This window comes from Comamonas sp. FG99 (assembly GCF_057808605.1).
Genome location: NZ_JBMDII010000012.1, coordinates 90,763 through 116,212, shown reverse-complemented (window position 1 = coordinate 116,212; position 25,450 = coordinate 90,763). Strand labels below are relative to the sequence as shown.

Genomic DNA, 25,450 nt, shown 5'->3' with positions numbered 1-25,450 from the left:
GGGAGCAATGCCATGAGCTACCGCGTACTGTGGATGCAGACCCAGCAGGCGTTCGAGGTGCAGGCCGACGAGTCGGTGCTCGATGCGGCCCTGCGGCAAGGCATAGGCCTGCCGCACGAATGCACCTTCGGCGGCTGCGGCACCTGCCGCATGAAGGTCGAGGACGGCCAGATCGCCTACGCGGACGGTGAGCTGCCGCTGGCGATGAGCGAAGACGAGCATGCCCAAGGCTACGCGCTCGCCTGCCAGGCGCGTGCGCAGTCCGACCTGGTCATCAGCGTGGATACCGGCCCGGCCTGCTCGCCGCCCGCCGAGCTGCGCGCCACCGTGGCCGAGATCCGCATGCACACGCCCGATGTCTACCACCTGGCGCTTGACCTGCCCGAGGGCCACGGGGTGCGGTATGCGGCGGGCCAGTACCTGAATATCCTCCTGCCGGATAGTGAGAGCGGGGGCGGGCACCGCAGCTTCTCCATGTCATCGCCGCAGCAGGGCGACCGCGTGAGCCTGCAGATCCGCAGGGTCGCCGGCGGCCGCTTCACCGATGGCATGCTGGCCGCGCTGCAGCCAGGCGACGCGCTCCAGCTGGAGCTGCCGCACGGCACTTTCTGCTACCACGCGCAGGACTATCAGCCCATGGTGTTCGCGGCCACCGGCACCGGCTTTGCGCCGATCAAGGCGATCCTGGAGTCGCTGCTCGGCGACGAGGACTGCCCGCCCATCCATTTCTACTGGGGCATGCGCGACGAGAAGGACCTGTACCTGCTCGACGAGATCGAGGCGTGGGTCGCGCGGCTGTACGAATTCACCTTCGTGCCGGTGCTCTCGCGTGCCGGCGCCGGCTGGAGTGGGCGCCGCGGCCATGTGCAGGACGCGATCCTGGAAGATTTCGCCGACCTGTCCGAGCACTCCATCTACCTGTGCGGCTCGCCGGCCATGATCCAGGAGGCCAAGGCCTGCCTGGGGCTGGCCGGCGCGCAGCCCAGCAAGATATACAGTGACAGCTTCGTCTTCCAGAACGAGGCCGCGGCGCTGGCCGAGCTGGGCGCGGCGGATTGACGAAAAAACGGAGGACGGCATGGACCTGGGCTTGAAGGGCCGATCGGCGCTGGTATTCGGCGGCAGCAAGGGCATGGGCCGGGCGGCCGCGCGCCGCCTGGCGCTGGAAGGCGCCGAGGTGGTGATCGCGGCGCGCACCGAAGCCACGCTGCGGCAGGCGGCCGAGGCCTTGGCGCAGGAGTGCGGGTGCCCGGTGCGCCATGTGGTGGCCGACATCACCCGGGCGGCGGGGCGCGAGGCCGCGCTCGCGGCCTGCCCGGCGCCGGACATCCTGGTGAACAATGGCGACGGCTACCCGCCCGGCGATTTCCGCGAATGGAGCAGCGACACCTGGCACGAGGCGCTCGACATGATGATGGTCGGCCCGATCGACATGATCCGCCGCGTGGTTGACGGCATGCAGCAGCGCCGCTTCGGCCGCATCATCAACATCGTCTCGCGCAGCGTGAAGGCGCCGCATGCGGAGCTGGGGCTGTCCAACGGCGCGCGCGCGGGCCTGGTGGGCTTTGTCGGCGGCCTGGCGCGCCAGACGGTGCGCCACAACGTCACCATCAACAACGTGCTGCCCGGCGCCTTCGACACCGATGCCCAGGCCCGCCACATCGACAAGCTGGCCAGGCAGAGCGGCACATCGGTGCAAGAGGTGCGCAAGAGCCGCGAGGCGGCCAATCCCGCGGGCCGGTTTGGCCACCCCGACGAGGTGGGCGCGCTGATTGCGTACCTGGCATCGGCGCATACCGGCTATATCACCGGCCAGAACTGGCTCATCGACGGCGGCGAGTACCCCGGCACGTATTGACCGGGGCGCGGGCTCCGGGGCTTGGTGGCTACAGCGCCGCCGCAGGCGCACGCACCAGGCTGGGCGCATGGCCGATGATGCGCTTGAACGCGCGGCTGAAGGACGCCTCCGATTCATAGCCGAGGCGCTCGGCCGCCACGGCGATGCGCATGCGGTCCTGGGCGATCCACTGCCGGGCCTGGAACATCTTGACCTTGGCCACGTACTGCGCCGGGCTCTCGCCCATGGTGCGGCTGAAGGCTTCGGCAAACGAGGAGCGCGATGCGCCCATCACGCGGGCCAGTTCAGGCACCGTCCATGCTTTTTCGGGGGCCGCATGGATGGCGGCAATCACCTTGCCGATGCGCGGGCAGCGCACGGCGGCGATCCAGCCCGTGGGCTGGTTGCAACTGCATTCCACCCAGGCGCGGATGATGCTGGCGGCCAGGGCATCGGCCAGGCGCGCCAGAATGCCGCAGCTGCCGATGCGGTTGAGCGCCACTTCGCGCTCCATGGCCTCCAGCAGTGCCGGCACCGTGGCGTCGCGCGCCGTCAGATTGCCGGCCAGCATTACCTCGGGCATCATCTCCAGCAAGGGGTGCAGCGGGTCCAGGTTGAAGCGCATCGAACCACAGAACAGCACATGCGACGGCGGGCCGGCGGCATGGCCAGCGTTGATCGCGTCCACCGCAAAGAGCTGGTCCGCGACCGGTGTGCGGGCCAGCGACTCCAGGTCCACCGCCGGAATGTCCGGCGCACTCGCCAGCACATGAAAACTGCCGCGCGGCAGCAGTATGGCGTCGCCGGGCTGCAGTTGCAGCCAGTCGGTGCCGGCCGTGCGCAGCCAGGCGCCGCCCTGGCTCACAAAGTGGAAGCTGGCCGAGCGCTGCGCGGGGAACGCCACGGCCCAGGGCGCCCGCTGCAGGCAGCGGCTGTATTCCACGCCGTCCAGGCGCAGGCCCAGCAGTATCTGGGTCAGCAGGTCGCCCGGCTCCGGGGCTGGAGGGGTTGGCAGAGCTTTGGACAAAATATCAAGTATTTAGGATTTTCCGGTATGGAAACGCCGAGATCTTACGCCTAAGCTGCGTCCAGCTCCACTCTCAGGGTTTCCACCGTGTCTTCTGCATCCTGCTCTGCTTCCCTGGGTCCGGCACCCGCGGCATCGCTTGCCGGCGCATCGTCCCCCATGCCTGCCGCCGAAATGGCGCACCCGCAATCCCCGCAGTGGGCGGCGGTGGGCTCGCTCACGCTGGGCGTGTTTGGCCTGGTGACGGCCGAGTTCCTGCCCATCAGCCTGCTCACGGCCATGGCATCCGATCTTCAGATCAGCGATGGCGCCGCGGGGCAGGCCATCACGGCGACGGCCCTGGTCGCAGCGGTGGCCGCGCCTTCGCTGCCGCTGCTCACGCGTGCGCTGGATCGCCGTACCGTGATGCTGGCCTTCACCGCGCTGCTCATTGTCTCGAACCTGATGTCCGCGCTGGCGACGGGCCTGCCCATGCTGCTCGCGGCGCGGGTGCTGCTGGGCGTGGCGCTGGGCGGGTTCTGGTCCATGTCGGGGGCGCTGGCGCTGCGGCTGGTTCCCGGGCCGTTGTTCGCCCGCGCCATGTCGATCGTCCTGGCCGGCGTGTCCGTCGCCACGGTGTGTGCCGCCCCCCTGGGGGCGTGGATGGGCTCGGTCTGGGGCTGGCGCAGCGCATTCGTGCTGGCAGGCGTCGTCAGCCTCGTCACCCTGGTAGGCCAGCTGTTGGCCCTGCCTTCGCTGCCGCCGCGCGACAGGCCCGGCCTGCGCGTACTGGGCGAGCTGCTGCGTCGCCCGCCGGTGCGCATGGCCCTCATTGCCGTGCTGTTGGTGATCTCGGGGCACTTCGCCGGGTTTACCTATGTCCGTGCGCTGCTGGAGCAGGTCACGCACCTGTCCGTCGGCGCGGTCTCGGGCGTCTTGCTGGCGTATGGCGTGGCGGGCTTCCTGGGCAACCTGGTGGCCGGCTGGCTGGCCGGGCGCAGCGAGCGGCTGGCCATCGTCTGCGGCGGCGCCCTGGTCGCCCTCATGGCGCTCGGCCTGTGGCTTGGCGGGCAGCTGCCCTGGCTGGCCGCGGTGGCCATCACGCTGTGGGGATTGGCGTTTGGCGCCTTTCCGGTGGGCTTTCAGACCTGGATCGTGCATGCGGCGCCCGACCATGCGGAAGGGGCCGGCGGGCTGCTGGTGTGCGCATTCCAGATCGCCATCGCCAGCGGTGCATTGGGTGGCGGCCTGCTGGTGGACCACATCGGCGCGCGCGGCGGCCCGGCCTTTGCCTTCGTGGCCATCACGCTGGGCACCTTGCTGACGTTGCGGTACGGCCCCAAGGCGATGCGGGCGTGAATCTCGCACCCTGCCGCCCCGCCCGGGTTTGCACTTGCTAACCCGGCCCGGTGGGGTGATTCGTTATACTTGCGGGCCTGCCTTGGGTGACCGGGGCGTTTTGCTTTGCACAATCCATCTCCCGACCCAACAATCATTTTGTCGGCTTCGCATACTGTGCGTTTGCACTGTGTTCGCTTCGCTTTCGCGTACTCCTTTGATTTATAAGAGGAATGACCAGTGCAGCCGCGGTTGGCGAGGCCGCACTTTTTTCTGCGCAAGCCCTGTTTATGACCGAACCGACCTCCAACACCTCTTCTGATGCTTGCGTGCCGGCGACTGCTCCGGCAGCGACCGCAGCGGGCGGTGATCAGCGTCACCACCAGGGCCAGCGCAAGCAAGACCGCCGCGAGCCCCGTGCCGAGCGCCCCGCGGGCGGCAAGCCGGTGCTGAACTCGGCCATGGCCGATGCGCTGCGCGCTGCCACGAAGGGCCATGCGCTGGAAGTGGCAGAGGCGCCCGCCACTGCCGAGCCTGCCGCCGCTGCCGTGGCGCGCCAGAATCGCGCCCAGGGCGAGCGCCCGGCACGCAGCGGCGCCCCGCGCAGCAGCAAGCCCGGCAACGGTGCGCGCCGCGATGGCGCCGGCCAGGGCCGTGGCCCGCGCCGCGATGCGGCACCTGCAGCCCCCAAGGCGCCCCCGCGTCCGCGCCACCCGGTCGTCGAGAAGCTGGCCGGACTGTACCCGGCGCTGTTCGGCGAACAGCCGTTGCCGCTCAAGCGCGGCATCTACCAGGATCTGCTGGCCGCGCACGCCGACGCCTTCGACAAGGCCGAGCTGAAGGTGGCGCTGGGCCTGCACACCCGTTCCACGCGCTACCTCAATGCGGTGTCCATGGGCCAGCCGCGCCATGACCTGCAGGGCCAGGTGGTCGAGGCCATGGCGCCCGAGCATGTGTTCCATGCGCTGGTCGAGGCCTTTCGCCGCCGCAAGCCGCGCGACGGCGAAGACCTGCAGCTCAAGCTGCGCCGCCGCATGGGCATGGCCTTCGTGGCCTCGGGGCTGAGCCGCGAGGCCTACCTGGAGAAGGTGCAGGTGCGCGACGAGGCCACCCAGGCCATGCTCGACGCCGCCTTGCAGGAAGTGGCCGAGTTCGATGCCAAGGCCGAGGCCCTGGCCAGCGCCTATGCCGCCAGCGGCAAGAGCGTGGCCGAGTTCGCCGACATGTACGGCATGCACCCGGGCGCGGTGCAGCGCCACCTGGAGCGGGCGCAGCAGCTGAAAACCCTGGCAAGCGCTTCTGAAAAGATAGCTTGATCCAAGGCGGGGCATGGGCTTGGGCCGGCCTTTGCCTAAAGTGCCATGGCGCTCTACACTGAATGCCTTGTTGTAAAGGAGTACGCCATGCCCTTGTCTCCACGCTCGCGTACCTGGCTGCGCAAGCTCTGGGGCGCCATCTGCGTTGCCGCGGGCACCGTCAGCATCCTGGCGGGGCTGGACGCGGCACTGTAGCGCCGCGGGCCAGCGCCGCCTCGATGGCGTGCGCCAGCCGCCCGGGCTTGGTCATCGGTGCAAAGCGCTGCACCGTGCGGCCGTCGCGCCCCACCAGGAACTTGGTGAAATTCCACTGGATCCGCCCGCCCAGCCAGCCCGGCGCCCGGGCCTTGAGCCAGGCGAACAGCGGATCGGCCTCCGGCGGATTGACATTGACCTTGCCCAGGCTGGCAAAGCCGGTGGCGTAGCGCAGTTCGCAGAACTGGGCAATGGCCGCCGCGTCCTGCGGCGCCTGCGCGCCGAACTGGTTGCAAGGTACGCCCAGGATCACCAGCCCCTGCTGCGCATAGCGCTCGTGCAGCGCTTGCAGGCCGGCCAGCTGCGGCGTGAAGCCGCAGGCGGTGGCGGTGTTGACGATGAGCAGCACCTGGCCGGCATGGCGCGACAGCGGCAGCGGCGCGCCGTCGGCCTGGCGCAGCGTGAAGTCGAAGGCGGTGGTGGGCATGGCCTGCCTATGTTAGCTTTTTCTCCAGCGCCGCGAGCAGCGCTGCCGACAGCACCAGCGCGCCACCCAGCAGCAGGCGGCCGCTGAGCACCGTGCCCTCGATCAGCACGCTGGAGGCGCTGGCGAACACCACTTCCGACAGCATGACCACCGCCGCCGTGGTGGCGGCCAGCCGCGCGGCGCCATATTGCAGCGACCAGTTGCTCAGCATCAGCAGCAGCGCGATCGCCGCGATCAGCGCCGGCCACTGCCATGCCAGGGGCGGCAGCCCCGGCAGCAGGCCGGTGCGCGTGCCCAGCCAGGACATCAGGGCGCCGGCCACCAGCCCGCCGCAGAACATGGCCAGCATGCGGGCCTCGCCAGCCACGCGGTACTGGCTGCGCAGCACCACATTGGTGCAGGCGAAGCTGAAGCCGCCGGCGATCGCCAGCAGGTCGGGCAGCGCCAGGTGCGCGGTCAGCGCCTGCCAGGTGATGCCCGGCGGCAGCATGACCAGCGCCACGCCGGCAAAGGCCAACGCCAGCCGCAGCAGCGAGTAGCGGGTGGGCTTTTCACCCAGGAAATACCAGGCCAGCAGCACCGACCAGGCGGGCATCAGGTAGAACAGCAGCACCACGCGCACCACTTCGCCGGAGGTGACCGCCCAGTTGAACAGGATGTTGGTGGTGCCCGATGCCGCCGCCAGCGCCAGCAGCATGGGGTGGCGGCGCGCGATGGCGATCGCGCCGGGCTTGAGCAACGCCAGCCCGCTGAACAGCAGCGCATACATCAGCGTGGTGCCGAGCACCGGGTGCACGCCGTGGGCTTGCAGCAGCTTGAAGGGCCACCAGATCGTGCCCCAGATGAAGGCGTTGCACAGCAGTGACAGGAAAGGGAGCGCGGAATGCATCCAGAAAGAAAAAAGAATAGCTGCTAGCGCTTATCAGACAATGTTTTCAGATGGTTTTTATATTGAAAACGAAAGCTGGTGGGCGCTAGGTGCTATGAATAACGATATTCCTGGTGCAAGCCAGGCTGACTCAGTGGCTGTCGTCGCGCCGGGCGATGTCCAGCAGCTGTTCCAGCTCCTGCGGGTGCCGGCGGCAATTGCGGCGGTACCACAGGCCTATGCACCACATGATGGCCGCCACCAGCAGGCCGAAGCAGGTGATCGCGCCATAGGCCGACAGCCCCATCTTGGTGAACAGGCTGTAGATGATGCCCAGGGCCAGTATGCAGGCCTGCTCGTTGAAATTCTGTACCGCGATTGAGCGGCCCGCGCCCATCAGGTTGTGGCCGCGGTGCTGCAGCAGCGCGTTCATAGGCACCACCAGAAAGCCGCCCAGGCCGCCGAGCAGGATCAGGAAGGGCACGGCCAGCCAGATGGTGTGGATGAAGTTCATCGCCACCACCAGCAGGCCCATGGCGATGCCCAGCGGAATGACGCGGGTGGCGTCGTCCAGCCGCATGCGCACCGAGGCCAGCACCGCGCCCACTGCGGTGCCTATGGCCACCACGCCCACCAGCGCCGAGGCCCGGGTGGTGCTGTAGCCCAGCGCCACCGCGCTCCAGGCCAGCACGATATAGCGCAGGTTGCCCGACACGCCCCAGAACAGCGTGGTCGTGCCCAGCGAGATCTGGCCCAGCTTGTCGCGCCACAGGCGCAGGTTGCAGCGCCAGAAATCGGGCAGCAGGTCGAGCACGTTGGCGGCCAGGCTGCGCGACGGGTCCTGGCGCAGCGGCAGCAGCCTGGCGGTGGTGCGCGGAATGCAGGTGTTGAACCAGGCGGCCAGCGCGTACAGCAGCACGATGACCGAGATCGCGGCCTCGGCAGGCGTGTCCACCGGCGTGTCCACCAGCGGCAGGTCGAAGGCCAGCAGTGCGCTGGAGGCCACCGGCCCCACCAGCTGCCCGCCCAGCAGCACGCCCAGGATGATGGAGGTGATGGTCAGCCCCTCGATCCAGCCGTTGGCCTTGACCAGCTGGCTGGCCGGCAGCAGCTCGGTGAGGATGCCGTACTTGGCCGGGGAATAGGCCGCGGCCCCGAGGCCGACCACCGCATAGGCCATCAGCGGATGCGAGCCGAACAGCATCAGCAGGCAGCCCACGGCCTTGATGAAGTTGCTGACCAGCATGACCTGGCCCTTGGGGTAGGCATCGGCGAATGCGCCCACGAACGGCGCCAGCAGCACGTAGAAGAGCGCGAACATCGGCACCAGCGCCGCCCGCTGCCACTCGGGCGCGCTCGCCTGCATCAGCAGGTCGACGGCCGCGACGAACAAGGCATTGTCGGCCAGCGAGCTGAAGAACTGCGCTGCCATGATGGTGTAGAAACCGCGCTTCATCGAGATCCTGTTTCTGGTTCTGGTTCTGTATCAGTAGCGCTAATGGAGGCAGAGAAATGGAGATGGCGTGGGCCGGGACTGGCGGTTATAGCACGCGCATGGTGCCAGGCGGTGACAGAATGGCAGGCGATTCCCCCGTGTTTTCTCTGAACAGCAAGCTCTCATGCCGCGTCCCATTCTAGCCACCATCCATACCGCCGCCCTGCGCCACAACCTGGAGCGCGCGCGGCGCGCGGCCGCCGACGCCCAGGTCTGGGCGGTCGTCAAGGCCAATGCCTACGGCCATGGCATCGAGCGGGTGTTCGCGGGCCTGCTCGCCGCCGACGGCTTTGCCTTCATCGACTTGGCCGAGGCCGAGCGGGTGCGCAAGCTGGGCTGGCGCGGCCCGCTGCTGCTGCTCGAAGGCGTGTTCGAGCCGCGCGACCTGGAGCTGTGCTCGCGCCTGTCCATCTGGCACGCGGTGCACTGCGACCAGCAGATCGATTGGCTCGCGGCCCACAAGACCCAGGCGCCGCACCGGGTGTTCCTGAAGATGAACTCGGGCATGAACCGCCTGGGCTTCACGCCCGAGCGCTTTCGCGCCGCCTGGGCGCGGCTCGATGCGCTGCCGCAGGTCGACGAGATCTCGGTGATGACCCACTTCAGCGATGCCGACGGGCCCAAGGGCATCGCCGCCCAGCTCGCCGCCTTCGACGAGGCCACGCGCGATTTGCCCGGCGAGCGCTGCATCTGCAACAGCGCCGCCATGCTGCGCTACCCCGACATGCCGGCCGCCGAGCGCGGCGACTGGGTGCGCGCCGGCATCATGCTGTACGGCGGCGCGCCCGACTATCCCGAGCGCAGCGCCGCCGACTGGGGCCTGCAGCCCACGATGACGCTCGCCACCCGCGTGATCGGCGTGCAGCAGCTGCGGCCCGGCGACAGCGTGGGCTACGGCTCCACCTTCGTGGCCGAGCAGCCCATGCGCATCGGCGTGGTGGCCTGCGGCTATGCCGACGGCTACCCGCGCCACTGTGGCACCGGCACGCCGGTGCTGGTGGGCGGGCAGCGCAGCCGCCTGGTGGGACGGGTGAGCATGGACATGATCACCATCGACCTGACGCACCTGCCCGAGGCCGGCTTCGGCTCCGAGGTCACCATGTGGGGCCGGGCCGGCAATGGCGCGGTGCTGTCCATCGACGAGGTGGCCCAGGCCGCCGGCACCGTGGGCTACGAGCTGATGTGCGCGCTGGCGCCGCGCGTGCCGGTGCAGGCCGAATAGGAGCGGCCCGCAAGACATCGTGCCCGACTAGGGTAATCCCTGGGCTGGTGCAGGCTGGAAACCTGTAGCGTACACTTTTGTACGTTTAAGAGATTTTCCATGCGCCCACGCCAAGTCCGCTCCGATGCCCAGGCCAACCTCCAGCAGTTGCTGGACGCGGCTTTCGAGGTGTTTTCGGAGCAGGGCGCCCAGGCGGCGCTCGACCTGGTGGCCGAGCGCGCCGGCGTCAGCCGGGCCACGCTGTACCGCAATTTCGCCGACCGCCATGCGCTGATGCGCGCGCTGCTGCTGCGCATGCTGCAGCAGCTGCAGGCCCGCGCCGACGAGCTGAGCCCGCTCGGGCCGGATGCGTTGTTCGCCTTCATGCGCTACTGGGCCGAGGCCGTGGTGCGCACCACGCCGCTGCTTGATTTCTGGCGCTCGCTGGACCGCAGCGACCCCACGCTGGTCCTGGCGCAGCAGCAGCTGCGCAGCATGCTGGAGCCGCTGCTGGCGCAGGCGCTGCAGGGCGGCCGCTGCCGCGCCGACCTGGGCAGCGACGACCTGGTGCTGATCGGCGGCATGTTCGGCGCCGCCCGGCGCGGCCGCACCCGCGAGGAGCAGCTCGCGCTGGGCCAGCGGGCCTGGGAGCTGATCGAGGGCGGCCTGCGCGCGCCGGGCACGGAAGGCGCCGCGCCGTGAACAGTCCCCGCTATATCGTCCCGCCGCCGCAGTGGGAGGAGCACGAGCGCCCCACGCTGCCGGGCTCGCCGGCCAAGCTGGCGCACTCGCGGCGGCGGCGCGTGGCGTATTTCCTCGTCGCGCTGCTGATCGGCGTCACCGGCGGCCTGGGCAACGGGCTGGTGGTGGCCAACCAGCAGGCCATCCAGGGCCAGCTGGGGCTGACGCCGGTCGAGGCCGCCTGGCTGCCGGCGGTGTACTACATGGTCAACATGACCGCCAACTTGCTGGTGTTCAAGACCCGGCAGCAGTTCGGCCTGCGCGTGTTCGCCGAATGGGGCCTGGGCATCTACGCCTTCGTGGCGGTGCTGCACCTGTTCGTGCACACCTACGAGATGTCGCTGCTGGTGCGCGCGGTCAGCGGCATGTCGGCGGCGGCGGCCACCTCGCTGGCCACGCTGTACATGGTGCAGGTATTTCCGCCCACCAAGGTGCTGTCGGCCTTCATCATCGGCATGAACCTGTCGTCCATCGCGGTGCCGCTGGCCTGGGTGCTGTCGCCGTCGCTGGTGGATATTTCGCCCTGGCCGTCGCTGTATGCCTTCGAGGCCGGGCTGGCGCTGTGCAGCCTGGCGGCGGTGATCGTGCTCAAGCTGCCGTCCAGCATGCAGATCCATGTGTTCGAGCCGCTGGACTTCCTGACCTTCGCGCTGGTGGCGCCGGCCATCGCGCTCTTGTGCGCGGTGCTGGTGCAGGGCGTGAACGCCTGGTGGTTCGACACGCCCTGGCTGGCCTGGGCGCTGGCGGCGTCGCTGGTGCTGTTCGCGCTGGCCGCGGTGCTGGAGTATTCGCGCCGCAGGCCGCTGATCCAGCTGCGCTGGCTGCTGCACCCGAGCACGCTGGCCTTCATGCTGGGCGCCATCGTGATGCGCTTCATGGTGGCCGAGCAAAGCTATGGCGTGGTGGGCCTGCTGCGCATGCTGGGCATGCAGCCCGAGCAGCTGCAGCCGCTGTACGGCGTGATCCTGGCCGGCATGGTACTGGGCACCCTGGTGGGCGCGGCGGTCTTCAGCCCCGCGCGGGTGCTGTGGATGATCCTCGCGTCGATCGCGCTGATCGGCGTGGGCGGCTGGCTCGACTGGCATGCCACCAGCCAGGTGCGGCCGCATGATTTTTTCTTCAGCCAGGTGCTGATCTCGTTCGCGGCGGCGCTGTTCATCGGGCCCATTCTGATCTCGGGTTTCATGCAGGTGCTGGCCAAGGGGCTGGACCACCTGGTCACCTTCATCGTGCTGTTCGCGGTGACGCAAAGCCTGGGGGGCGTGCTCGGCCCGGCGCTGCTGGGCACGCTGCAGGCGCAGCGCACCCAGGCCTATGTCCAGGCCATCGCGGCCGAGATGCAGGCCACCGACCCGCAGGTGGCCCGGCGCCTGCAGATCCAGCAGCAGCCCTACGCCCGCGTGCAGCCCGACCCCATGCTGCGCAGCGCCCAGGGGCGCTCGCAGCTGGCGCAGACCGTGCGGCGCGAGGCTGGCGTGCGCGCCTACAACGACGTCTTCGTGCTGATCGCGCTGATGGCGTTCAGCTTTCTCGGCTATGCCGTGCTGCGCTACGTCTACACCCGCTACCGGGCCGAGGTGCATCCGCGCATCGCCGGTGCCGTGACCCGAAAACCATACTGACAACCGATTCCGTCCCATGAATGCCCCTGCCACCACGCCTGCCGCCGAGCCGGCGGCTCCACCCAAACTCATCCGCCCCTCCGCCCGGGCCGTGCTGCTGGCCGCGCTGGTCGCGCTGGCGGGCGTGCTGCTGATCCTGTGGGCCTGGAAGCTGCCGCCGTTCAAGCCGGTCTGGGCCACCACCGACAACGCCTACGTGCGCGGCCAGGTCACGGTGCTGGCGCCGCAGGTCAGCGGCTATGTCAGCCGCGTGGAGGTGCGCGACTTCGACCATGTGAAAGAGGGCCAGGTGCTGCTGGCCATCGACGACCGCATCTACCAGGACAAGGTGGCCCAGGCCCAGGCGCAGCTCGACAATGCGCGCGCGCAGCTCGCCAACTCCGACCAGACCCAGGCGCAGAACCGCGCCAACCTCGGCGCGCGCCAGGCCAGCCTGGCCGCGGTGCAGGCCGAGGCGCGCCGCGCCGGCGCCGACCTGACCCGCGTGGAAGAGCTGGCCAGCCGCGGCTCGGTGTCGCTGCGCGAGCGCGACCAGGCCCGCGCCACGGCCCAGCTGGCCCAGGCCAATGTGCTCAAGGCCCAGGCCGACATCCACATCGGCGAGCAAAGCATCAAGTCCACCCATGTCTCGCGCGCCAGCCTGCAGGCCCAGGTCAAGGCGGCCGAGGCGCAGCTCGGGCTGGCGCGGATCGACCTGGCCAACACGCTGATCCGCGCGCCGCAGGATGGCCAGATCAGCGAGGCCTCGGTGCGCCTGGGCCAGTATGTGACGGCGGGCTCGCAGCTGATGTTCCTGGTGCCCCGCCAGCTGTGGGTGGTGGCCAACTTCAAGGAAACCCAGACCGCCCGCATGCGGATCGGCCAACCCGCGAGCTTCGCGGTCGATGCGCTGGAGGGCCAGCTCATCCACGGTCAGGTCGAGCAGATCGCGCCGGCCACCGGCTCGGAATTCAGCGTCATCAAGCCCGACAACGCCACCGGCAACTTCACCAAGGTGGTGCAGCGGCTGCCGATCCGCATCAGCATCGATCCAGGCCAGCCGCTGGCCGCGCGCCTCAGGCCCGGCATGTCGGTGGAGGCGCGGGTCAACACCGCGGCCGAACCTTCCACGGCCGAGGGAAAGCAGTGAATATGCGCCTGCTCGCCATCGCCCCGGCCTGCGCCGCCGCGCTGCTGCTCAGCGCCTGCGCCCCGGCGCTGCGCGCCGTGCCCGAGGATGCGCGCGTCGACCCGCCCGCCGCCTGGAGCACGGCGGCCGGCTCTGCCATCCCCGTGGCCGCGCGCTGGTGGGAAGGCTTTGGCAATGCCGGGCTGAACCGCCAGGTGGAGGCGGCGCTGGCGCGCAATGCCAATTTGCAGCAGGCCGGCGCCCGGGTGGCCGCGGCGCGGGCCCAGCTGGCGTTGGCCGAGGGCGCGCTGCTGCCGACGCTGAACGCCGCCATGGCGGCGGATGCCAGCCACACCCTCACCGCGGCTGGCGTGGGCACCAGCCGCATTGTCCAGCCGCAGCTGCAGGCCAGCTGGGAGCCCGACCTGTGGAACCACCTGTCCGATCGCCGGCGCGCCGCCGACTGGCAGCTGCGCGCCAGCCAGGCCGAGCGCGATGCGGTGGCGCTCAGCGTGGCCGCCGCCACCGCCCAGGCCTATGTCGACCTGCTGGCGCGCGAGGCCCAGCTGGCGCAGACCCGCAAGACCGCCGAGCTGCGCCGCCAGTCGCTCGCGCTGGCGCAGGACCAGCAGGCCCACGGCTATATCTCGCGGCTGCAGCTGACCCAGGCCGAGGCCGAGCTCGAGGCCGTGCAGCAGCAGATACCGGCGCTGCGGCTGGCCATCAGCCGCCAGCGCAATGCGCTGCAGTTGCTGGCGGGCGAGCTGCCGGCGGCCGCCGAACGGGATTCCGAAGAGGATGCCGACGCGGATGCAGCGGCGCTGGCGGCGCAATTCGAGTCGCTGGCGCTGCCGCCGGTGCCCGGCATGCTGCCGTCCGAGCTGCTGGGCCGCCGCCCCGACCTGGCGCAGGCCGCCGCCCAGCTGGCCGCCAGCGACGCCAGCCTGCGCGTGAGCCGCGCGGCTTTTCTGCCTTCGGTGCGCCTGAGCGCCAGCCTGGGCGGCCTGTATGCCAATGCGCTGCACTACGATCCGATCCGCATCTGGGAGCTGGGCGGCAGCGTGCTTGCGCCGCTGTTCGACGGCAACCGGCTCGATGCCCAGTACGACGCCGCCACCGCCCAGCGCGACCAGGCCGCCTATGCCTACCGCGGCGCGGTGCTCAATGCCTTTGCCGAAGTCGAAAACGCGCTGGTCGGCACGCTGCGCCTGCAGGAGCAGTGGGGCGGCGCCACGCGCCGCCGCGCGGTGCTGGCGCGCTCCCTGGGCTATGCGCAGGACCGCTACCAGGCCGGCTACTCCTCGTACCTGGAGCAGCTGGATGCGCAGCGCAACCTCTACCAGACCGAAATCGATGTGATCGGCCTGCGCCAGAGCCAGTTCCAGAACCTGATCGCGCTGTACAAGGCGCTGGGCGGCGGCTGGCAGGCAGGCGCCGCCCCGGCACCGGCAATGTAAATATTGCGCAACGCAGCGCCAGGAAGCAGGCCCCAGCGCGCGGAAAAGCCGCCGCGCCGCTCAATAATGGCGAGCTGAAAAGAGCGGCGCCGCCACGTTCTGGTGCACGGTTGCACCGGGTAAGCCGCTGATGGTATGTCTGACACTGTTGTATTGCGTGGGCCCGAGCGGCCAGACCTGCTGCGCCACGAGGTGCTGGCCGACATCTTCGAGGCCACCGCCTACGCGCACCCCGAGCAGGTTGCGCTGATCGAGGGCCAGGGCGGCGGGGCGCGCCAGCGCAGCTACGCCGAGCTGGATGCCGACGCCAGCCGGGCCGCGCATCGGCTGATCGAGGCCGGCGTGCGCCCCGGCGACATGCTGGGCCTGTGGCTGCCGCGCGGCATCGAGCTGCTCACGCTGCAGCTGGCGATTGCCAAGACCGGCGCGGCCTGGCTGCCCTTCGACGCCGAAACCCCGCCCGAGCGCATCGCCACCTGCCTGGAGGACGCCAATGCCAAGGCGCTATTGATTGCACAGCGGCAGGCACACATGGTGCAAGGGCAGGCAGGCATTTCAGCCCGAATTCTGGCCGAAACCGAGCTGCTCGCGCCGCTGCCCGCGGGCACCGCGCTGCGCCGCCGCGAGGGCGCGCTGCCCGGGCATCCGGCCTATGTGATCTACACCAGCGGCTCCACCGGCAAGCCCAAGGGCATCGCCATCACCCAGAGCAGCATCTGCCACTTCCTGCGCAGCGAGAATGCGCGCCTGGGCGTGCGCCAGACCGACAAGGTCTACCAGGGCTTCTCGGTGGCGTTCGACATGTCGTTCGAGGAGATCTGGATCAGCTACCTCGTGGGCGCGACGCTATGGCTGGCGCCGCGCGAGATCGCCGGCGACCCCGAGGCGCTGCCGCGCGCGCTGGTCGAGCAGCAGGTCACGGTGCTGCATGCCGTGCCCACGTTGCTGGCGTTGTTCGCGCAGGACGTGCCCAACCTGCGCCTCATCAACCTCGGCGGCGAGATGTGCCCTGAATCGCTGGTGGCGCGCTGGGCCAACGGCCAGCGCCAGATGTTCAACACCTACGGCCCGACCGAGGCCACGGTCTCGGCCAGCCTGGCCGAGCTCAGGGCCGGCGAGCCGGTGACCATAGGCACGCCGCTGCCGAACTACGGCCTGGTGGTGGTGCAGGTGATCGAGGCCGACAGCTTTGCGGCCGGCACCGCGCCCCCTCTGGTGGGGTTGCCGCAGGGCGAGGTGGGTGAGCTGTGCATCACCGGCCCCGGCGTGGCCGCCGGCTACCTGGGCCGCCCGGAGCTGACGGCCGAGAAATTCCTTGCCAACCCCTGGGCCAACGGACCGCACGACACGCGCCTGTACCGCACCGGCGATCTGGCGCGCATCGACGAGCATGGCCAGATCCACTGCCTGGGCCGGGCCGACGACCAGGTCAAGATCCGCGGCTTTCGCGTGGAGCTGGGCGAGATCGAGGCGGTGCTGGCGCAGCAGCCGGGCGTGGGCACCACGGCGGTGCTGCTGCGCCGTGACGATGGCATGGACCAGCTGGTGGCCTTCTATGTGCCCACTGAAGATCATCCCACGCACACCGCGCTGCGCAGTGCCCTGGCCGAGCGCCTGCCGCCCTACATGGTGCCCGCCCGCTTCGAGGCGCTGGCCGAGATGCCGCGGCTGACCTCGGGCAAGATCGACCGCAAGGCGCTCAAGGCGATGGCGCTGGCCAGCGCGCAGGACCTGTCCGATTCCGACACGCCCGAAACCCCGGCCGAGGAGGTGCTGTTCGCCGCGCTGGCGCAGCTCTTTCCCGGCCAGCCCATCCGCAGGGGGCTGGATTTCTTCAGCGACCTGGGCGGGCATTCGCTGTTCGCGGCGCGGCTGACCTCGCTGCTGCGCGCTGATGCGCGCTTTGCGCAGGCCACGGTGAGCACCATCTACCAGCAGCGCCGCATCGGGCTGATCGCCGAGGCGCTGCAGGCCGCGATGCCGCAGGGCGACGCACCGGCCCGCGAGCGGCCCTTTCGCATCCATTCCGCCTGGCGGCGCTGGCGCTGCGGCGCGGCGCAGGCGGTGGCGATCCCGCTGCTGGTGCTGATCAAGATGGCGCAGTGGCTGGCGCCGTTCTTCACCTACCACTTCTTCACCGGCGACGACTCCGACTCGGTCTGGTTTGCGGTGGCCATGTCGGTGCTGGCCTTCGCGATCGCCACGCTGGCCGAATTCGGCATCGCCTGGGCTGGCAAGTGGCTGGTGGCCGGGCGCCTCAGGCCCGGGCGCTATCCGCTGTGGGGGCTGACCTACTTCCGCTGGTGGTTCGCCGACCGGCTGGTGGAGGCGGTGCCGATCGCGATGATCACCGGCTCGTCGCTGCACCCGCTGTGGCTGCGCGCGCTGGGCGCGCAGGTGGGCAGCGAGGCCAACCTCGGCTCGATGACGGTGCGCGCGCACGACCTGCTCTCGATCGGCGACGGCGTGAGCATCGGCAACGCGGTGAACCTGGAGAACGCCCGCGTCGAAGGCGGCGAGCTGGTGCTGGGCCGCATCGAGATCGGCAGCGAGGCCTGCATAGGCTCGTACGTGGTGGTCGAGGGCAACACCCGGCTGGAGGACTGGGCGCACCTGGAGGGCCAGTCGGCGCTGGCCGACGGCATGGTGCAGCCCGCGCGCAGCGTGTGGGCCGGCTCGCCCGCGCGCGCCGTGGGCGAGTTCGACCCCGCCAGCCTGCCGCCGCGCCAGACAGCGGGCCGGGCGCGGCGGGTGTGGGAGCTGTTCGTCTTTCTGGCCGGCGGCCTGCTGGTGGCCACGCTGTTCTTCATGCCGGTATTCCCCACCTTCATGCTGATCGACGTGCTCGACATCGAGGCGATCTCGGTGCGGCCGCTGCTGGAGCACGGCGTGGTCGATGCGGTGGGCGCGTTCATCCTGCGCTTCGTCAAGTTCTTCCTGCTGGCGCTGCCATCGAGCGCGGTGCTGGTGGCGTGCACGGTGCTGGTGGCGGCGCTGGTGCGCTACCTGTTCCTGCCGCGCACCCGGGCCGGCACCTGGTCGCTGCACAGCGGCCGGTATCTCGGCAAATGGCTGGTCAACCAGATCCAGGAGGCGAGCCTGGGTACGTTGCACGGCATCTACGCCACGGTGTACTCCTCCACCTGGTACCGGCTGCTGGGCGCCAAGGTGGGCCGGCAGACCGAGCTGTCCACCGCGCTCGGCGTGGTGCCCGACATGCTGACGCTGGGCGACGAGTGCTTCGTGGCCGATGCGGTGATGCTGGGCGACGAGCATATCGACGGCGGCTGGATGACGGTCAAGCCCACCGTGGTGTCGCGCCGCAGCTTCATCGGCAACGGCGCCTACGTGCCCGATGGCTCCACCATCCCCGAGAACGTGCTCATCGGCGTGATGACCGCGGTGCCGCGCAATGCCGACATGCAAAGCGGCGACACCTGGCTGGGCGCGCCCGCGATCAACCTGCCGGCGCGCGAGGTGGCCCAGGGCTACCCCGAGCACCTGACCTTCGCGCCTTCGCCCTGGCGGCGCCTGGGGCGCGGCCTGGTCGAGGCCTTCCGCATCGCCGCGCCGCATGCGCTGGTCATCGCGGTGGGCTATGCCATCGTGCTCGACGCGATGCCGCTGGCCTCCAAGGGGCGCTGGGGCGCGGTGGTGGTGGACCTGGCGGTGTCGGGCGTGGTCTTCGGCATGGTGGCCTTCTTCCTGGTGGCGCTGTTCAAGTGGCTCACCGTGGGGCGCTACCGCAAGAAGGCCGTGCCCATGTGGACCCCCTTCGTCTGGCTCTCCGAAGCCGCCACCAACATGTACGAAGGCATGGCGGTGCCCAACTTCCTGCGCTACCTGCGCGGCACGCCCTGGCTGCCGCTGGCCATGAACCTGATGGGCAGCAAGATCGCCGCCAGCGCCTACATGGACACCATCGACATCACCGAGCACGACTGCGTGACCGTGGGCGCGCACAGCGAGCTGAACGCCATGTGCTGCCCGCAGACCCATCTGTTCGAAGACCGGGTGATGAAGATCGACCATGTGGTGATCGGCAGCCGGGTGACCATGGGCCCGCGCTGCACCGTGCTGTACAGCGCCAGCGTGGGCGACGGTGTGCAGCTCGGCCCGCTGACCCTGGTGATGAAAGGCGAGGCCCTGCCCGCGCGCACCCGCTGGGAGGGCGCGCCCGCAGCGCCCAGCGCCAGCCCGGCCTGATGCGGATAGAGCCCTGCACCTTTGCCGGCTGGCAGGAGGCCGGCGCGCCGCAGGTACGGCAGGTGCTGGGGCTGGCCGTGGACCGCAGCCAGGCGCGCCTGCAGGCCCGCGCCGCGCTGCGCGCCTGCCTGGCGCCGGAGCTGGACTGCAGCGAGGGCGAACTGCACATCACCAACCAGCGCAGCCAGGCACCGCAGCTGCTGCTGCGCGGCGTGCCGCTGGCGGCGCCGCACTGCTCCATCAGCCATGCGCCCGGGATGGCGCTGCTGGCCTGGCACTGGCAGGGGCCGGTGGGCGTGGATGTCCAGTCATTGGACACCACCGTGCCGCGCAGCGAGCTGGAAGGTGTGGCCAAGCTGTTTCTGGATGAAAGCACCGCCCGGGCGCTGATGGGCATTGCGCAGGAAGCCCTGTTTTTCGAGGCCTTTGCCGTGGCCTGGACGCAGCACGAGGCCCGCCTCAAATGCGCGGGCCTGGGGCTGGTGGAGTGGAGCGGGGCGCTCAAGGTACAACTGGCGGGTATGCGCTGTGAGGCGGTGTTGCAGGGGGCGGCGCATGCAGCGGCTGTGGCTTGGCGGGGCTAAAGCTTTAAAAATGCGATGATCTCTTTAGATTTTTCTTTATAAGCTGTTGTTTTTATTTGATTTTTGTTTTGAAAATAGAGCTGCTAAAAAGCAGCTAAAGAGCGTCATTCGCCGTGAATATGCCAGCGTGCCCATCGTCGAGTGCCTCTCAAGCCCAGCTTGCCCTCCTCTCGCAATTCCCGCAGCAGGTCTTGCACAGCGCTTTCGGGCAAGGTCGGTAGCACCTGTCGCAGCTCTGCCAGCGGTGCACCCAGATCCCCTTGCGTCATCAAATGCTTGACGAGAAGCGCCTTGTTGGTCTCCCTGTCCAGGCCGCGTTGGTAGGTGTACGTTCCTTTGGTGCCCAGCGATGCATACAACGCCTCGGACAGGATATGGCGCGCGCCCTTGCCTCGGCCTATGGCTTCGGCAGCACCTGCGGCCACAAGTCCCGGCAGGCGTTCTTTCAAGGCAGGGGAAAGTGCCTTGCCTAGTTCCAGGCATTCCAGAGCCAGATAGTCCAGCGTCGAGAAGCTGCGCAATCGGTCTTCGCCCAATCGCTCCATGAACCGCACAAAGGCAGGGTTGCGTATCCCGCCTTCCAGTATCAGGCGCACTTCATGCGCAGCAGTGCCTGCAAAACTGGGCAGAGGCTTGCCTTGGCGCACGGCGCTTTCCACCATCAGATTCAAGCCTTGGCCAGAGCGCTCGATCAGACCGCAACGGGCCAGAGCTTCCGCCAATCGGCGGTTGCGCGGATTTTGCTGGTCGATAATGTTCTCGGGCGTGATACCCGGTGGAAAGCCTCCGGGGCTAACGACTTCCAGCCGCTTGGCGAATTGGCGCACAAAGATTGAGCCACCCAGTCGGTAGTCGCGGTGTGCCACCGCGTTCAGGATGGCTTCCCGCACTGGTACTTCATCGAATGTGGGCAGGTCCATCCGGAAAAAATCATCCTGATAGCTTTGGCGGTCATTGCGTAGGTTGATCTTTTTCCACAGCGTGTCCTGCCAAGCAAAAAAGCCCTCTCGGAATTCCTCGCGGTCGGCTGCTGGACCTGCGGCTTCTGAGGACCGGTATTCGAACACCAGTTCGGCTTGTGCCAAGTGCTGTGTGAGTGCGGTGCGGGTGCCGAACAGGATCAAGGCTGCATAGCTTACTTGATCGCCTTCCACTAGCAGCTCGGCATCACGCAGGGTCTGTGCATTGCCTAATTCCCGCTTTCGAAGGTCTCCGCTTTTGCGAGCCCAGCGGTCACGGAACAATGCGATTGACTCCGAAGACAGGTCAGCTAATGTGGCTTTGGGGCAAGGCTGGGCTGAGAAGTCAGGCCCGGTTTCGGCAAACATGGCCCGCAGCTCTTGCTCCTTCAGTGGCGTCAGGTCGTCGCCTTCGCGTTTGTAGTAGCTGCCATTGATGCTCCACGCCGTTCCCGGGAGCCGTGCTGGCACGTGCACCACCAGCACACGCCCTTCGGGCAGGAGTAATTCCTCGACCGGAATACGTTGGCTCAACTGTCGATACAGGCCAGCCTCTGTGCGGCTCGGGTCCTCAAATGCCTGGGTGCCAACAATGCGTCGGGGCCTCTTATCCGTCACGCCCAACACCATGGTTCCGCCTCCTTCGTTGGCCAGCGCGACACAGTACTTGAGCAGCTTTTCGAAGTCATAACGCTGCTTGGCTTCCTTGAATTCCAGGCGCAAGCCTTCGGGTTCAAGCAGCCACTGTTGAAGTTGGGTGGGAGAAGTTGCCATGGTGCCGTGATTTTTACCGATTCTTGAAAGGCTACGGCGGCTACAGATTCCTCTGGGACGACTACAGGACGCCCGCCCGCACCGCCACCCCATACGGCGCCACCCGGCTCTGGTTCTCGTCCACATCCAGTGGCTGGCCGATGAAGGGAAAGGCGCGCTGCGGGCAGTGCGCGCGTTCGCACACCTTGCAGCCCATGCCGATGGGCGTGGCGGTATCGGGGTCGGCGAGGTCCAGGCCCTTGGCGTACACCAGGCGCGGCGCATGGCGGATGTCGCAGCCCAGGCCGACCGAGAAGGTCTGCCCCAGGCTGCCCCAGCCCTGGCCGCCGCGGGTGACGGTGCGGGCGATCCACAGGTAGCAGCGCCCGTCGGGCATGCGCGCCACCTGCGGCAGGATGCGGCCGGGCTGGCTGAAGGCCTCGTACACGTTCCATAGCGGGCAGGTGCCGCCGGTGCGGCTGAAGTGGAAATGCGTGGCCGACTGGCGCTTGCTGATGTTGCCCGCGCGGTCCACCCGCACGAAGAAGAAGGGCACGCCCGGCGCATGGGGGCGCTGCAGCGTGGACAGGCGGTGGCACACCGTCTCGAAGCCCACGCCAAAGCGCTGGCTGAGCAGGTCGATGTCGTAGCGCAGCGCCTCGGCGGCCTGCAGGAAGCGGCCGTAGGGCAGCAGCAGCGCGCCAGCAAAGTAGTTCGCCAGGCCGATGCGCGCCAGCCGGCGGGCGGCGGCATCCTGGGTGAAGGGCGCCACGTCGACCAGGGTGTCGAGCAGCGCGCCGTGCTCCTGCAGCGCCAGCTGCGTGCCGAGCTGGAAGGCCTGCTGCCCCGGCTCCAGCGCGGGCGACAGGTGCAGCGTGCGCGTGGCGGCGTCGTAGCGGCGCTTGTGCTCCGGCGCTTGCGTGCGCAGCACGCGCACGCCATGGCGCTGCGCCAGGCGCGCCTCCAGCCAACCGAGCAGCGACTGGCCGTGCTCCTGGGCATGGGCCTCGGCCTGCTGCGCGCAGTCTTCGGCGGCGCGGTCCACCGCGTCGAAATGGTTGCGGTGCTCGAAGAAGAAGTCGCGCACCATCTCGAAAGGCATGGCCGGCACCAGGGCCGGCGGCAGTTCGCCGCGCCCGTCGCCCATGTGCTGCGACAGGCCTTCCAGGCGCTCCAGCGCCTCCAGATGGCGGCGGTGCAGCGCGAGCAGCGCGCGGCCCAGCGCCGGCATCTGCGCAGCCACCTCCTGCAGCTCGGGCAGCGCGATGGCCTCGGGCGCATCGGCCAGCGCCTCGCGCATGCCGGCGATCAGGCGCGCCTCCTCGTCCTCGGAGAACTGCTGGATGTCCACGCCGAGCACGCGATGGATCTTGAGCAGCACGCTCACCGTCAGCGGCCGCTGGTTTTGCTCCAGCTGGTTCAGGTAGCTGGGCGACAGGCCCAGCGCCTGCGCCATGGCGATCTGTGACAGGCCATGCTCGCTGCGCAGCTTGCGCAAGCGCACGCCCATGAAGGTTTTGCTCATTCCATGCCCCGTGGTGGTGAGCGGAAATTTGCAAAATTCGCAAATCTCCGCATTTTCATTCGCAAGTATTCGCCTTTTCAGTGCTGGCGACAGACTGGTATTTTGCGTAAATTGCGAAGCATGACCAAATTTTCCGCAATAGCCGAGCTGCATGAACTGGTGTTGCCGGTGCATGCCAACCACCGCCAGACGCTGTTTGCGGGCCAGGGCCTGCAGCTGCTGTCCAAGGCGGCGTTTCTCGCGGCGCGCAATTTCGCCCAGCGCGAGGTGGTGATGGCCCGCGTCAACCAGGCGGACTTTCTGGCGCCGGTGCCGGTGGGCCGCGAGCTGGTGCTGCGCGCCTGGGTCAGCCGCGTGGGCAAGAGCTCGATGACGGTCTGCGTCAGCGCCGTCGCGCAGCTGCCGCGCATACCACCCGAAGAGGTGCTCAAGGCGGTGTTCGAGATGGTCGCGGTGGATGCCGCCGGCCTTCCGACCGCCATCCATACCAACGACCAAGACAAGGAATCCATCGCATGAACGCCCTCTCAGCCGTTACCGCTGCCGCTACCCCTGCCGCCCCCACCGCCCCCAAGCCCAAGAAATCCGTGGCCCTCTCGGGCGTTGCGGCCGGCAACACCGCGCTGTGCACCGTGGGCCGCACGGGCAACGACCTGCATTACCGCGGCTACGACATCCTGGACATCGCCGAGGTCTGCGAGTTCGAGGAGGTCGCCCACCTGCTGGTGCACGGCAAGCTGCCCACGCGCGCCGAGCTGCAGGCCTACAAGGCCAAGCTCAAGGCGCTGCGCGGCCTGCCCGATGCGGTCCGGCATGCGCTGGAGGCACTGCCCGCCGCCGCCCATCCGATGGACGTGATGCGCACCGGCGTGTCGGTGCTGGGCTGCGTGCTGCCCGAGAAGGACGACCACCACCTGGCCGGGGCGCGCGACATCGCCGACCGGCTGATGGCCTCGCTGGGCTCGATGCTGCTGTACTGGTACCACTTCAGCCACAACGGCAAGCGCATCGCGGTGGAGACCGACGACGAATCCATCGGCGGCCATTTCCTGCACCTGCTGCATGGCGCAAAGCCTTCTGACGCCTGGGTGCGGGCGATGCATACCTCGCTGAACCTGTATGCCGAGCACGAGTTCAACGCCTCCACCTTCACCGCCCGGGTGGTGGCCGGCACCGGCAGCGACATGTACTCGTCGATCGCCGGCGCCATCGGCGCGCTGCGCGGCCCCAAGCACGGCGGCGCCAACGAGGTGGCCTTCGAGGTGCAAAAGCGCTATGACAACCCCGATGAGGCCGAGGCCGACATCCGCCGCCGCGTCGCGGCCAAGGAGGTGGTGATCGGCTTCGGCCACCCGGTCTACACGGTGAGCGATCCGCGCAACGCGGTCATCAAGGGCGTGGCCCGGCGGCTGTCGGACGGCGCCGGCTCGACGAAGATGTACGACATCGCCGAGCGGCTGGAGTCGGTGATGTGGGAGGCCAAGAAGATGTTCCCCAACCTCGACTGGTTCAGCGCCGTGAGCTACCACATGATGGGCGTGCCCACGGCGATGTTCACGCCGCTGTTCGTGATCGCCCGCACCAGCGGCTGGGCCGCGCATGTGATCGAGCAGCGCGTGGACAACAAGATCATCCGCCCGAGCGCCAACTACACCGGCCCCGAGGACCAGCGCTTCGTGCCGCTGGAGCAGCGCGCCTGAGCCCGCCGGGTTTACACGGCGTATGGGATGCGGGATTTACAGTGTGGTTCTCGATGATGCTCAGGAGACAACCATGACCGCATTCAACCGCCGCCACTTCAATGCCGCGCTGGCCGGCCTGGCGCTGCCCGCTGCGTTCACGCTGCATGCCGAGGACAAGTTCCCGTCCAAGCCGATCAAGATCATCTGCCCGTTTGCGCCCGGCGGCGGCTCCGACTTCATCGCCCGGGTGGCGGCCAATGTGCTGGGCGAGCGCCTGGGCGCCACCATCGTGGAAAACCGCCCCGGCGCGGGCGGCACGCTGGGCACCGAGCTGGCGCTGCGCAACCCGGCCGACGGCTATACGCTGTTGCTGATCGCGGGCAGCTACACCGTCAACCCGGCGATCTACAAGCTGCGCTTCGATCCGGTGGCCGACATCACGCCGGTGATCCAGCTGTCCAAGGGCGCGTATGTGGTGTGCGTCAACGACAACGTGCCCGCCAAGAGCCTGCAGGAGCTGCTGGCCTACGGCCGCCAGCATCCCGGCAAGCTCACCTACGCCTCCTCGGGCAACGGCGGGCATTTGCACATCGTGACCGAGTACCTGTTCGGCATGGCCGGCGTCAAGGCCACCCATGTGCCGTACAAGGGCACGGGCCCGGCGGTGGCCGACCTGCTGGCGGGCAATGTGGACATGATGCTGGCCGGCACCGAGGCGCTGATGCAGCATGTGAAGTCCGGCAAGCTGCGCGCGCTGGCGGTGACCACGCGCCAGCGCCTGGCCGCCTATCCCGAGATTCCCTCGGTGGCCGAGGCCGGCAACCTGCCCGAGTACGACGTGGTCGCCTGGCATGGCCTGGTGGCGCCCAAGGGCCTGCCGCCGGCGGTGCTGGCCACGCTCAACGATGCGCTGAATGCCGGCCTGCAGGCCAAGGCGCTGGTCGCCCAGCTCGAACCCACGGGGGTGTCGCCCGCCGGCGGCACCCCCGGGCAGTTCGGCGCGCTGATCAAGGCCGAGATACCGCGCTACGGCAAGGTCGTGCGCGACAACAACATCCATAGCCAATAGG

The 25,450-nt window shown here is 68.8% G+C and carries 20 protein-coding genes; 14 read left to right on the top strand and 6 right to left on the bottom strand.

From position 1 onward, the window contains the following. Positions 1 to 12: 12 nt before the first annotated feature. Both ACODRX_RS10490 and ACODRX_RS10485 read left to right on the top strand, forming a co-directional pair. On the top strand, positions 13 to 1,059 hold the full coding sequence (locus ACODRX_RS10490; RefSeq protein WP_488871432.1) for a 2Fe-2S iron-sulfur cluster-binding protein: 1,047 nt from the start codon (positions 13 to 15) through the stop codon (positions 1,057 to 1,059). 19 nt (positions 1,060 to 1,078) lie between these two features. Further along, positions 1,079 to 1,858 (top strand): SDR family oxidoreductase, encoded by a 780-nt coding sequence (locus ACODRX_RS10485; RefSeq protein WP_488871431.1) that lies wholly within the window; start codon positions 1,079 to 1,081, stop codon positions 1,856 to 1,858. Between the two features lie 28 nt (positions 1,859 to 1,886). Here the strand turns inward: ACODRX_RS10485 and ACODRX_RS10480 are convergent, their stop codons facing one another. After that, positions 1,887 to 2,864, bottom strand: coding sequence for an AraC family transcriptional regulator (locus tag ACODRX_RS10480; RefSeq protein ID WP_488871430.1), 978 nt, complete (start codon positions 2,862 to 2,864; stop codon positions 1,887 to 1,889). A gap of 159 nt (positions 2,865 to 3,023) precedes the next feature. Between ACODRX_RS10480 and ACODRX_RS10475 the strand changes: the two genes are divergently transcribed. Together ACODRX_RS10475 and ACODRX_RS10470 are read left to right on the top strand one after the other, a co-directional pair. Beyond that, a complete protein-coding gene (locus ACODRX_RS10475; protein ID WP_488871429.1) occupies positions 3,024 to 4,202 on the top strand; it encodes an MFS transporter in 1,179 nt (392 codons plus the stop codon). Between the two features lie 269 nt (positions 4,203 to 4,471). Then, entirely contained in the window at positions 4,472 to 5,497 is a 1,026-nt protein-coding gene (locus ACODRX_RS10470; RefSeq protein WP_488871428.1) for a ProQ/FINO family protein, read from the top strand. A 160-nt stretch (positions 5,498 to 5,657) separates the two neighbouring features. On the opposite strand, the gene ACODRX_RS10465 is transcribed toward ACODRX_RS10470, so the two are convergent. The 3 genes from ACODRX_RS10465 to lplT all read right to left on the bottom strand — a co-directional run bounded on the left by ACODRX_RS10465 (position 5,658) and on the right by lplT (position 8,503). Then, positions 5,658 to 6,179: a glutathione peroxidase gene (locus ACODRX_RS10465; RefSeq protein WP_488871427.1), complete on the bottom strand. Its 522-nt coding sequence runs from the start codon at positions 6,177 to 6,179 to the stop codon at positions 5,658 to 5,660. A 7-nt stretch (positions 6,180 to 6,186) separates the two neighbouring features. Continuing rightward, entirely contained in the window at positions 6,187 to 7,068 is an 882-nt protein-coding gene (locus ACODRX_RS10460; RefSeq protein WP_488871426.1) for a DMT family transporter, read from the bottom strand. Positions 7,069 to 7,198: 130 nt separating this feature from the next. Further along, the gene (lplT, locus tag ACODRX_RS10455; RefSeq protein WP_488871425.1) at positions 7,199 to 8,503 is read right to left on the bottom strand and encodes a lysophospholipid transporter LplT; all 1,305 of its coding nucleotides are present in this window, start codon (positions 8,501 to 8,503) and stop codon (positions 7,199 to 7,201) included. Between the two features lie 163 nt (positions 8,504 to 8,666). On the opposite strand from lplT, the gene alr reads away from it, so the two are divergent. From alr to ACODRX_RS10420, 7 genes are all read left to right on the top strand, one after another. After that, positions 8,667 to 9,764 carry an alanine racemase gene (gene alr / locus ACODRX_RS10450; protein WP_488871424.1) on the top strand — a complete coding sequence of 366 codons (1,098 nt, stop codon included), beginning with the start codon at positions 8,667 to 8,669 and terminating at the stop codon, positions 9,762 to 9,764. A gap of 99 nt (positions 9,765 to 9,863) precedes the next feature. Continuing rightward, positions 9,864 to 10,445 (top strand): TetR/AcrR family transcriptional regulator, encoded by a 582-nt coding sequence (locus ACODRX_RS10445; protein ID WP_488871423.1) that lies wholly within the window; start codon positions 9,864 to 9,866, stop codon positions 10,443 to 10,445. Then, a complete protein-coding gene (locus ACODRX_RS10440) occupies positions 10,442 to 12,106 on the top strand; it encodes an MFS transporter (RefSeq protein WP_488871422.1) in 1,665 nt (554 codons plus the stop codon). Before ACODRX_RS10445 ends, ACODRX_RS10440 begins: the two co-directional genes overlap by 4 nt. A gap of 16 nt (positions 12,107 to 12,122) precedes the next feature. Then, positions 12,123 to 13,235: an HlyD family secretion protein gene (locus ACODRX_RS10435; RefSeq protein ID WP_488871421.1), complete on the top strand. Its 1,113-nt coding sequence runs from the start codon at positions 12,123 to 12,125 to the stop codon at positions 13,233 to 13,235. Between the two features lie 2 nt (positions 13,236 to 13,237). After that, a complete protein-coding gene (locus tag ACODRX_RS10430; protein WP_488871420.1) occupies positions 13,238 to 14,671 on the top strand; it encodes an efflux transporter outer membrane subunit in 1,434 nt (477 codons plus the stop codon). 135 nt (positions 14,672 to 14,806) lie between these two features. Then, positions 14,807 to 18,877: a Pls/PosA family non-ribosomal peptide synthetase gene (locus ACODRX_RS10425; protein WP_488871419.1), complete on the top strand. Its 4,071-nt coding sequence runs from the start codon at positions 14,807 to 14,809 to the stop codon at positions 18,875 to 18,877. Further along, entirely contained in the window at positions 18,877 to 19,461 is a 585-nt protein-coding gene (locus tag ACODRX_RS10420) for a 4'-phosphopantetheinyl transferase family protein (protein ID WP_488871418.1), read from the top strand. The genes ACODRX_RS10425 and ACODRX_RS10420 overlap by 1 nt, the downstream gene beginning before the upstream one ends. Positions 19,462 to 19,565: 104 nt before the next feature. Here the strand turns inward: ACODRX_RS10420 and ACODRX_RS10415 are convergent, their stop codons facing one another. Both ACODRX_RS10415 and ACODRX_RS10410 read right to left on the bottom strand, forming a co-directional pair. After that, the gene (locus ACODRX_RS10415; RefSeq protein WP_488871417.1) at positions 19,566 to 21,194 is read right to left on the bottom strand and encodes an RNA/DNA-binding domain-containing protein; all 1,629 of its coding nucleotides are present in this window, start codon (positions 21,192 to 21,194) and stop codon (positions 19,566 to 19,568) included. A 61-nt stretch (positions 21,195 to 21,255) separates the two neighbouring features. Continuing rightward, the gene (locus ACODRX_RS10410) at positions 21,256 to 22,698 is read right to left on the bottom strand and encodes a short-chain fatty acyl-CoA regulator family protein (protein ID WP_488871416.1); all 1,443 of its coding nucleotides are present in this window, start codon (positions 22,696 to 22,698) and stop codon (positions 21,256 to 21,258) included. 120 nt (positions 22,699 to 22,818) lie between these two features. On the opposite strand from ACODRX_RS10410, the gene ACODRX_RS10405 reads away from it, so the two are divergent. From ACODRX_RS10405 to ACODRX_RS10395, 3 genes are all read left to right on the top strand, one after another. After that, positions 22,819 to 23,217 (top strand): acyl-CoA thioesterase, encoded by a 399-nt coding sequence (locus ACODRX_RS10405; protein WP_488871415.1) that lies wholly within the window; start codon positions 22,819 to 22,821, stop codon positions 23,215 to 23,217. Beyond that, on the top strand, positions 23,214 to 24,398 hold the full coding sequence (gene prpC / locus ACODRX_RS10400) for a bifunctional 2-methylcitrate synthase/citrate synthase (RefSeq protein WP_488871414.1): 1,185 nt from the start codon (positions 23,214 to 23,216) through the stop codon (positions 24,396 to 24,398). The genes ACODRX_RS10405 and prpC overlap by 4 nt, the downstream gene beginning before the upstream one ends. Positions 24,399 to 24,471: 73 nt before the next feature. Beyond that, on the top strand, positions 24,472 to 25,449 hold the full coding sequence (locus tag ACODRX_RS10395) for a tripartite tricarboxylate transporter substrate binding protein (RefSeq protein ID WP_488871413.1): 978 nt from the start codon (positions 24,472 to 24,474) through the stop codon (positions 25,447 to 25,449). Position 25,450: the final 1 nt, after the last annotated feature.